General features: G+C 65.7%; 9 protein-coding genes and 2 pseudogenes. 4 read left to right on the top strand and 7 right to left on the bottom strand.

Annotation, left to right across the window (positions count from 1 at the left end):
* The 4 genes and pseudogenes from F3J10_RS36440 to F3J10_RS32410 all read left to right on the top strand — a co-directional run.
* A pseudogene (locus F3J10_RS36440) lies at positions 1–154 on the top strand (DUF3426 domain-containing protein); the annotation flags it as partial.
* A 76-nt stretch (positions 155–230) separates the two neighbouring features.
* Positions 231–734 (top strand): thiol peroxidase, encoded by a 504-nt coding sequence (gene tpx / locus F3J10_RS32400; RefSeq protein WP_013696589.1) that lies wholly within the window; start codon positions 231–233, stop codon positions 732–734.
* A 96-nt stretch (positions 735–830) separates the two neighbouring features.
* A complete protein-coding gene (locus F3J10_RS32405; protein ID WP_013696588.1) occupies positions 831–1769 on the top strand; it encodes a carbohydrate kinase family protein in 939 nt (312 codons plus the stop codon).
* A gap of 22 nt (positions 1770–1791) precedes the next feature.
* Positions 1792–2268 carry a glycine zipper 2TM domain-containing protein gene (locus F3J10_RS32410; RefSeq protein ID WP_013696587.1) on the top strand — a complete coding sequence of 159 codons (477 nt, stop codon included), beginning with the start codon at positions 1792–1794 and terminating at the stop codon, positions 2266–2268.
* A 239-nt stretch (positions 2269–2507) separates the two neighbouring features.
* Here F3J10_RS32410 and F3J10_RS32415 read toward each other — a convergent pair whose 3' ends face one another.
* From F3J10_RS32415 to F3J10_RS36450, 7 genes and pseudogenes are all read right to left on the bottom strand, one after another.
* Positions 2508–3113, bottom strand: coding sequence for a histone H1-like DNA-binding protein (locus F3J10_RS32415; RefSeq protein WP_084152381.1), 606 nt, complete (start codon positions 3111–3113; stop codon positions 2508–2510).
* A 28-nt stretch (positions 3114–3141) separates the two neighbouring features.
* Positions 3142–3469: pseudogene (locus F3J10_RS36445) on the bottom strand (hypothetical protein).
* A gap of 76 nt (positions 3470–3545) precedes the next feature.
* Positions 3546–4769, bottom strand: a complete 1224-nt coding sequence (locus tag F3J10_RS32420; protein WP_025096829.1) for a ribonucleotide-diphosphate reductase subunit beta — start codon at positions 4767–4769, stop codon at positions 3546–3548.
* Positions 4770–4832: 63 nt separating this feature from the next.
* On the bottom strand, positions 4833–5087 hold the full coding sequence (locus F3J10_RS32425; protein WP_124083745.1) for a hypothetical protein: 255 nt from the start codon (positions 5085–5087) through the stop codon (positions 4833–4835).
* A gap of 37 nt (positions 5088–5124) precedes the next feature.
* On the bottom strand, positions 5125–8109 hold the full coding sequence (locus tag F3J10_RS32430) for a ribonucleoside-diphosphate reductase subunit alpha (protein ID WP_167243801.1): 2985 nt from the start codon (positions 8107–8109) through the stop codon (positions 5125–5127).
* Positions 8110–8569: 460 nt separating this feature from the next.
* Entirely contained in the window at positions 8570–9154 is a 585-nt protein-coding gene (gene ampD / locus F3J10_RS32435) for a 1,6-anhydro-N-acetylmuramyl-L-alanine amidase AmpD (RefSeq protein WP_025096831.1), read from the bottom strand.
* A partial coding sequence (locus tag F3J10_RS36450) for a PP0621 family protein (RefSeq protein ID WP_275691719.1) occupies positions 9151–9281 on the bottom strand: 131 nt, incomplete at its 5' end. The genes F3J10_RS36450 and ampD, both read right to left, overlap by 4 nt.

A 9281-nucleotide genomic window follows, 5' to 3' on the forward strand; every position in this document is an offset into this window, starting at 1 on the left:
CGACTACGTGCGCCCCGGCACGCCGCTCGGCGCGGGCCTGGCGGCCGGCGCCACCGAGACGCTGTTCGTGCGCATCGACACGGCGCCGGGCGCGGCCGACGGCGCGCCCGGCATCGCCGCCTCGAATTTCCGCGTACAGATTTTCTACCCGTAAGCGCACGGCGCGCCGCGAGAGGCGCGCCGGCCTCAACCTCGGCGTCCTCGCGACGCCCCCTCTTCGGAGTACGAATATGAGCAAAGTCACCCTGGGCGGCAACCCGATCGAACTGGCCGGCAGCTTTCCGGCCGTCGGCTCGCAAGCCCCCGACTTCAAGCTGGTCGGCCAGGATCTCGGCGAGCTGACGCTGGCGAGCTTCGCCGGCAAGCGCAAGGTGCTGAACATCGTGCCGAGCCTCGACACGCCGACCTGCGCGACCTCGACGCGCAAGTTCAACGAAGCCGCCAGCAAGCTCGCCGACACGGCGGTGGTGGTGGTTTCGGGCGACCTGCCGTTCGCGGCCAAGCGCTTCTGCACCACCGAGGGCCTGGCCAACGTGTCGACCGCTTCGACCTTCCGCGGCGGCCGCGACTTCGCCAATGCCTATGGCGTCGACGTCACCAGCGGCCCGCTGAACGGCCTGACCGCGCGCGCGGTGGTGGTCATCGATGCGAACGACAAGGTCGTCTACACGGAACTCGTCGAAGAGATCAAGAACGAGCCGAACTACGACGCCGCGCTTGCCGCGCTGAAGTAAGTTCTGCCACCGGATCCGGCCGTACGCGCGCCCTGCCTCGGCACGGCGCGCGTCACTCTCATCTGCAGCAGTCCCAACTACTGAACAGGAACGACCTTGGCTACGCTGATTTGCGGTTCGATCGCCTACGACAACATCATGACCTTCGAAGGGCGGTTCCGGGAGCACATCCTGCCCGATCAGGTTCACCTCATCAACCTGAGCTTCCTGGTGCCGACCATGCGCCGCGAGTTCGGCGGCTGCGCCGGCAACATCGGCTACGCCCTGCACGCGCTGGGCGGCGAGGCCCGCGTGATGGGCACGGTCGGCGCGATCGACGCGCAGCTCTATCTCGACCGCTTCGACTCGCTCGGCCTGTCGCGCCAGTTCGTGCGCGTGGTGCCCGACACGCATTCGGCCCAGGCGATGATCACCACCGACCTGGACAACAACCAGATCGCCGCCTTCCACCCGGGCGCGATGATGCAGTCGCACCTGAACCACGCCGGCGAGGCGCAGGGCATCAAGCTCGCGATCGTCGGCCCGGACGGCTTCCAGGGCATGGTCCAGCACGTCGAGGAACTCGCCAAGGCGGGCGTGCCCTTCGTGTTCGATCCGGGCCAGGGCTTGCCGCTGTTCGACCGTGACACGCTGCGGCGCAGCATTGAACTTGCGACCTATCTGGCTGTCAACGATTACGAAGCCAAACTGGTGAGCGACAAGACGGGCTGGTCCGAAGACGAGATCGCGAGCCGGGTCCAGGCCCTGATCATCACGCGCGGCGAACATGGCGCCACGATTCGTCACCGCGACGGCACCGAGCAGATCCCGGTCGTGCAGGCCGAGAAGATCGTCGATCCGACCGGTTGCGGCGATGCCTTCCGCGGCGGCTTGCTGTACGGGATCGAGAAGGGACTGGACTGGGCGACCACCGGCCGCCTCGCGAGCCTGATGGGATCGATCAAGATCGCTCACTCGGGCCCGCAGACGTACACGCTGGGCCGCGCGGAAATCCTGTCCCGCTTCAAGACCGCGTTCGGCTACAGTATCGAATGAGATTTGTTGGAGAAAACCACACATGCTGACCAGGAAAACCCTCACGCTCGCCGCGATGATCACCGCCTCGGTATCGCTCGCAGGCTGTTTCACGCCGCCGGGTTCCGCCGATGTCTATAGCGCCAGCCAGGCGCAGCGCGAACAGACGGTGCGCCTCGGCACCATCGAGAGCGTGCGCGCGGTGCGCATCGAGAGCGATACCGGCGCCGGCTCGACACTCGGCACGCTCGGCGGCGGCGCGCTCGGTGCCGTGGCCGGCAGTGCGATCGGCGGCGGCAAGGGCTCGATCCTGACCGCGATCGCCGGCGGCCTCGCCGGCGCGGTCGCGGGCAATGCGATCGGCCAGGGCATGAGTTCGGCCAACGGTGTGGAAATCACCGTGCGCCTCGATAACGGCGATCTGCGTTCGATCACGCAGGCCGCCACGCCGGAAGTGTTCCGTGCAGGCGATCGCGTCCGACTGCTGTCGAGCGGCGGCGTGACTCGCGTCACGCACTGAGCGAGGAGACCTCAGCGCGCGGCGACAGCCGCGATATCCAGCGCATACGCGATTCGTTTCGCGTATGCGTTTTTTTATGCGCGCGCGAAACCGGCGCCGGACTGAATCGCGAAGGCCTCACCGGGAAACACGCATAAAAAAATCCCGCCACCGGAAACCGGTAACGGGATTCGAGCGGGCCGAGGCATCGACCCGATACTGCATGACTACGGCTTGTGTCGTATCGACGCGAAGGTCGATTACGGACGGCTGCCGGTCGGGAACGGCCAGGCCGCTGCCGGGTTCAGCGCGGTCTTCGCGCCCGAAGCCGGAGCCACCGATGCCGTTGCGGTCGTCGTCGCCGGAGCAGCGGCAGCCTTCTTCGCAGCAGCCTTCTTGGCAGGGGCAGCCTTCTTGGCGGGCGCGGCCTTCTTCGCCGGCGCAGCCTTCTTGGCAGCAGCCTTCTTCGCCGGCGCGGCCTTCTTCGCGGCAACCTTCTTCACCGCTGCCTTCTTCGCCGGTGCTGCCTTCTTGGCGGCAACCTTCTTGACCGCAACCTTCTTCGCTGCGGCCTTCTTGGCTGCCGGCGCCTTCTTGGCGGCGACCTTCTTCACCGCTGCCTTCTTGGCCGGTGCTGCCTTCTTCGCGGCAACCTTCTTCACCGCGACCTTCTTCGCTGCAACCTTCTTCGCAGCAGCCTTCTTGGCCGGTGCAGCCTTCTTCGCAGCAACCTTCTTCACTGCGACCTTCTTCGCCGCGACCTTCTTCACGGCTGCCTTCTTCGCCGGTGCAGCCTTCTTCGCGACCGGTGCGGCCTTCTTCACTGCTGCCTTCTTGGCAGCCGGTTTCTTCTTGGCAGTTGCCATCATTTTCTCCTTCAGGTTCAGATGAGAGTCAGTTCAAACTACACCCTTCGTCAAAACCCGTTTCTCGCGGACGTGTGTTCAGAACGCGCGCTACGAAGCGGGCTATTCATCGGCGTACGCTTCGCAATCGCGCTTACGCTAATGAATACGGTAAGGCGCGCCGTGCCCTGCGGCACCGCGCGCCAGATCAAGTCGGCAGCCGGCGCGCCTCGCGCCGTCGCCCCGAATCGCTTGATAAAGGCGGGAGGCCCCTGGCCTGCCGCCTTTTCCGGAGGGAAGTTTGCCCATCCCACTGAAGGGTTCGCAAAGTGCCTGTCATGTCTGTGCGCCGCACCGGCGCAGGCCATCCTTTGCATCAGGCGTTCTTGCTCCTAAACCTTGGGCCGGGCTCGCGCCCGGCGGATACATCCTTGCTCGCGATGTCGCGCCCGGTCATTCCCAGGACAGCGCGCCGCCCGTCTGATACTCGATCACGCGCGTCTCGAAGAAGTTCCGCTCCTTCTTCAAATCGATCATCTCGCTCATCCACGGGAACGGGTTTTCCTCGTTCGGGTACAGCGCGTCGAGACCGATCTGCTGGCAGCGGCGATTCGCGATGAAACGCAGGTAGCTCTTGAACATCGAGGCATTCAGGCCGAGCACGCCACGCGGCATGGTGTCTTCGGCGTAACGGTATTCGAGCTCGACCGCGTGCTTGAACAGTTCGCGGATCTCGGCACGGAATTCCGGCGTCCACAGATGCGGGTTCTCGAGCTTGATCTGGTTGATCAGGTCGATGCCGAAATTGCAGTGCATCGACTCGTCGCGCAGGATGTACTGATACTGTTCCGCCGCGCCCGTCATCTTGTTCTGGCGGCCGAGCGCGAGAATCTGCGTGAAGCCGACGTAGAAGAACAGGCCTTCCATGATGCAGGCGAACACGATCAGCGACTTCAGCAACTTCTGGTCCGCTTCCTGCGTGCCCGTCACGAACGCCGGATCGGTCAGCGTGTGGATGAACGGGATCAGGAATTCGTCCTTGTCGCGGATCGAGGTGATCTCGTGGTACGCGTTGAACATCTCGCCTTCGTCCAGGCCGAGCGATTCGACGATGTACTGATAGGCGTGGGTGTGGATCGCTTCCTCGAAGGCCTGGCGCAGCAGGAACTGCCGGCACTCGGGCGCCGTGATGTGGCGGTAGGTGCCCAGCACGATGTTGTTGGCGGCCAGCGAGTCGGCGGTCACGAAGAAACCGAGGTTGCGCTTGACGATCCGGCGTTCGTCCTCGGTGAGGCCGTTCGGATCCTTCCACAGCGCGATGTCGCGGGACATGTTGATTTCCTGCGGCATCCAGTGGTTCGCGCAACCCGCCAGATACTTCTCCCACGCCCACTTGTATTTGAACGGCACCAACTGATTGACGTCGGTCTTGCCGTTGATGATGCGCTTGTCGGCGATGTTGACTCGCTCCTGCGAGCCGGCCGCGCTCGCTTGCGCCGGTGCATACGGAGCGACCGCGAGGTCGCCCTGGAAAATGTCGCGCACCGAAGGAGCCTGATGAGCGGCAGACGCTGCGGCCTGCACACCGACGGCCATTCCGGCGGGGGAGCGCATCGTGTTTTGCTGCGCTCCGCTCGCGGGAGTTACGGCCGCCTTCTCGTCATCCCAGTTGAGCATAAATTCTCACCATCAATTTAGAACGGTTTGTACCATCTTTTCCTGAGCGATAAAAGGGTTCGCTCACGAAAAATCCTGTTTTCGATTCGCGTTGCGACCTCGATACAACACTTTGCGAGGCGCGCGATCGATCGCGATGTGTGTATCGCGAGTGATGCCGTGTGTCTGGAAGATCGCGCGATGCGCGTCGACGTTGCGATCGAGCCGGCTCGATCTTCCTGTCGGGGGCGTTCGCGAACCCGTCGCCGGGTTCGCAAGATACGGATTCCTTATCCGTTTGTAGTCGAGGTCGGCGCGCAGTTCAACCATCGATGTCATCGCGCGCCGCCTTCGCTTCACTGCGTGATGCCGCGTGTTACTGGCAGGCCTCGCATTCCTCGAAGCCCGGGTCGCCCGGACGCATCGTGCAGACCGGGCCGTCGGCCTCGATCGGCGCGGCGCTGAGCGCGCCCGTCGGCGCCGCGCCGCCCGCCGAGCCGAAGCTGCCGGCCGCGCCTTGCGCGCCGCCCGCCGAGCCGCCGCCCATGCCGCCGGAGCTCGGCACCGCGTTCAGCGCGCCGTGCGCCACCGTCGACTTCTCGACGTGGGTGGCCGCCATCGTGCGCAGGTAGTAGGTGGTCTTCAGGCCGCGCACCCAGGCGAGCTTGTAGATCTCGTCGAGCTTCTTGCCCGAGGCGCCCGCCATGAAGATGTTGAGCGACTGTGCCTGGTCGATCCACTTCTGGCGACGCGAAGCCGCCTCCACCAGCCACTTCGGGTCGACCTCGAAGGCGGTCGCGTAGATCGCGCGCAGGTCGGCCGGGATCCGGTCGATGCGCGAGAGCATGCCGTCGAAGTACTTCAGGTCGGCAACCATCACCTCGTCCCACAGGCCGCGTTCCTTCAGGTCGCGCACCAGGTACTCGTTGACCACCGTGAACTCGCCCGACAGGTTCGACTTCACGAACAGGTTCTGGAAGGTCGGCTCGATGCAGGGCGAGACGCCGATGATGTTCGAGATGGTGGCCGTCGGCGCGATCGCGATGCAGTTCGAGTTGCGCATGCCGTGGACCGAGATCCTGCCGCGCAGCGAGGTCCAGTCGAGCGATTCGCTCATGTCGACCTCGACATAGCCGCCGCGCGCCTCTTCCAGCAGCTTCAGGGTGTCCTGCGGGAGGATGCCGCGATCCCACAGCGAGCCGTTGTAGCTCGAGTAGCGGCCGCGCTCCTCGGCCAGCTCGGTCGACGCCCAGTAGGCGTAGTAGCAAACCGCTTCCATCGAGCGATCGGCGAACTCGACCGCCGCGTCCGACGAGAACGGCGTGCGCAGCAGGTGCAGGCAGTCCTGGAAGCCCATGATGCCCAGGCCGACCGGGCGATGCTTGAGGTTCGAGTTACGTGCCTTGGCGACCGCGTAGTAGTTGATGTCGATGACGTTGTCGAGCATGCGCATCGCCACGCTCACGGTGCGCTTGAGCTTGTCGTGGTCCAGCGCGTAGCTGCCGTCCGCCTGCTTGGCGAGGTGGGCGACCAGGTTGACCGAACCCAGGTTGCAGACCGCGATTTCCGAGTCGCTGGTGTTGAGCGTGATTTCCGTGCAGAGGTTCGACGAGTGGACCACGCCGACGTGCTGCTGCGGGGAACGGATATTGCAGGGATCCTTGAACGTGATCCACGGATGGCCCGTCTCGAACAGCATGCCGAGCATCTTGCGCCAGAGTTGCGCCGCCGGGATCTTCTTGAACAGCTTCAGCTCGCCGCGCGCCACCTTCTCCTCGTAGCCGAGGTAGGCCGCCTCGAACTCGGCGCCGAACTTGTCGTGCAGGTCCGGGCAAGTCGAGGGCGAGAACAGCGTCCAGTCGCCGCCTTCCATGACGCGCTTCATGAACAGGTCGGGAATCCAGTTCGCCGTGTTCATGTCGTGGGTGCGGCGGCGATCGTCGCCGGTGTTCTTGCGCAGCTCGAGGAATTCCTCGATGTCGAGGTGCCAGGATTCCAGGTACGCGCAGACCGCGCCCTTGCGCTTGCCGCCCTGGTTCACGGCCACCGCCGTGTCGTTGACCACCTTCAGGAACGGCACCACGCCCTGCGACTTGCCGTTCGTGCCCTTGATGTGCGAGCCCAGCGCGCGCACGCGCGTCCAGTCGTTGCCCAGGCCGCCCGCGAACTTCGAGAGCAGCGCGTTTTCCTTCAGCGCTTCATAAATGCCGTCCAGGTCGTCGGCGACCGTGGTCAGGTAGCACGACGAGAGCTGCGAGCGGCGCGTGCCCGAGTTGAAGAGGGTCGGCGTCGAGCTCATGAAGTCGAAGCTCGACAGCACATTGTAAAACTCGATCGCGCGCGCTTCGCGGTCGATCTCGTTGAGCGCCAGGCCCATCGCCACGCGCATGTAGAACGCCTGGGGCATCTCGATGCGGGTGCCTTCGACGTGCAGGAAGTAGCGGTCGTACAGCGTCTGCAGGCCGAGGTAGCCGAACTGCAGGTCGCGGCTCGCGTCGAGCGCCTCGCCCAGGCGCACCAGGTCGAACTGCAGCAGCTTGTCGTCGAGCAGCTCGGCTTCGACGCCGCGCTTGAGGAACTGCGGGAAGTATTCCGCGTAGCGCGCCTGCATCTCGCCCTGCGCGACTTCCTCGCCGAGGATCTCGCGGCGGATCGTGTGCAGCAGGATGCGTGCCGTCACCTGGCTGTAGGCCGGGTCCTTCTCGATCATGGTGCGCGCGGCCAGGATGGCCGAATCGTAGACCTGGCTCAGCGGCACGCCGTCGTACAGGTTCTTCACCGTCTCGGCGACGATCGGATCGGGATTGACGGCGCTGCCCAGGCCCTCGCAGGCGGCGGCGACCAGGCCGTGCAGCGCCTTCATGTCGAGCGGGCGGCTCACGCCCTTGTCGGTCACGGTCAGGCCCGAGCTGCCGGCCGGCGTCTCGACCGGCGCGTCGCTATGGGCGCGCTCGAGGTGACGCTTCTCGCGGTACAGCACGTAGGCGCGCGCGACGTTGTGCTCGCCGCCGCGCATCAGGGCGAGCTCGACCTGATCCTGGATGTCTTCGATATGGAAGGTGCCGCCGTTCGGGCGGCTGCGCAGCAGCGCGCGCACGACGCTCTGCGTCAGTTGCTCGACGAGCTCGCGCACCCGAGCCGACGCGGCGCCCTGGCCGCCGTTGACCGCGAGGAAGGCCTTGGTGACGGCGATCGCGATCTTCGACGGCTCGAACGCCACCACGCTGCCGTTGCGGCGGATCACCTTGTAATCGGCGAACGTCGCCTGCGGCGCGAGCGCGGGCGCGCCCTGCGAAGCCGTGCCAAGAGGGCGGCTCTGGGCGCTCTCGAATTGGGACGTCCCGGTGTCGGTCGTTTGCATGTGCAAAGCTCCTGGTGCTGGATGGTGCGGAGGGATCCGCGGATTTGAACGATTAACGCGCAGTGCGGGGCGCGGGCGGCAGAACGCAAAAGCGGCATGGGCCGCGCGATACCGAGAAGTCGACGTCTGTTTTCGTCATGCGTATCGCGCCCCCTTGCCGCCTGTGTCTGCGCTGTCGCGGCGTGCCGTGCCTGGACGGACGCCGCGCTGAGAATTCCTCCGGCATTCGCTGCCGGCTGGAGCGGATCGCCCTGGTGGCGCCTGCTCTCTTAACACTATATCTAGTGAGAAACCCTTCAACTGGCACCAAGTATAGTGGACGATCGAACGATCTCAAAATGGAAAATTCGAGAGAATTGCGCCCCGCCCGCTTGACATCGAGCGAGTGCAGATGGGGCCTGGGATCGGCCCCGATCGCGCTGCGACGCGTCAGTGCGACGCGCGCGGGAAGACCCCGCGCTTAACGAAGGTAAGGAAACGATGCGCTCGAAAGTCCGGCATCGCTCGCGTAGCGTTGCCAATCGAAGCAGGGGCCGGGATCGGTCTTGCGGCCCGGCGCGATGTCGGCGTGGCCGGCGATCGCCTCGATCGGATAGCGCGCCGCCAGCGCGCGCGTGAGCGTGGCCAGCGTCGCGTACTGGGCCGCCTCGAAGGGGCGCTCGTCGGTGCCCTCGAGCTCGACGCCGATCGAGAAATCGTTGCAGCGCTCGCGGCCGAGGAAGTTCGACGGGCCGGCATGCCAGGCGCGCGCGTCGCAGGACACGAACTGCACCAGCTCGCCGTCGCGGCGAATCAGGAAGTGGGCTGACACATGCAGGCCGCGCAGGTTCGCGTCGAACCACGGATGCGCGTCGCAGTCGAGCCGGTTCTGGAACAGCGCCTCGATCGCGTCGCCGCCGAATTCGCCGGGCGGCAGGCTGATGTTGTGCACCACCAGCAGGGTGGGCGGCACGCCGTGCGCGGGACGCGCCTCGTGGTTCGGCGAGGGCGCGTGGCGCGCGCCGCTCAGCCAGCCGTCGGCGCCGACCCGCAGCGAGTCGCTCACGACGCGTCGCGGCCGGCCGAGCTGGTCTGGCGCGCCGCGTGCTCGGGACAGCAGAAGTACTCGCCGGCCGCCGCGATCGCCTCGCCCTTGGGCGTGTGGACGCCGCACACGGCGCAGCGCACCATCG

Origin of the sequence: Burkholderia sp. Cy-637 (genome assembly GCF_011753175.1) — a bacterium.
Classification (GTDB): Bacteria; Pseudomonadota; Gammaproteobacteria; order Burkholderiales; family Burkholderiaceae; genus Burkholderia; species Burkholderia gladioli.

Bases quoted from the DNA above. Each gene is read 5' to 3' on its own strand.
- F3J10_RS32410 (WP_013696587.1), top strand. From the start codon at position 1,792: ATGCTGACCAGGAAAACCCTCACGCTCGCCGCGATGATCACCGCCTCG.
- F3J10_RS32420 (WP_025096829.1), bottom strand. From the start codon at position 4,769: ATGCTCAACTGGGATGACGAGAAGGCGGCCGTAACTCCCGCGAGCGGA.
- F3J10_RS32415 (WP_084152381.1), bottom strand. From the start codon at position 3,113: ATGGCAACTGCCAAGAAGAAACCGGCTGCCAAGAAGGCAGCAGTGAAG.
- F3J10_RS32430 (WP_167243801.1), bottom strand. From the start codon at position 8,109: ATGCAAACGACCGACACCGGGACGTCCCAATTCGAGAGCGCCCAGAGC.
- tpx (WP_013696589.1), top strand. From the start codon at position 231: ATGAGCAAAGTCACCCTGGGCGGCAACCCGATCGAACTGGCCGGCAGC.
- F3J10_RS32425 (WP_124083745.1), bottom strand. From the start codon at position 5,087: ATGACATCGATGGTTGAACTGCGCGCCGACCTCGACTACAAACGGATA.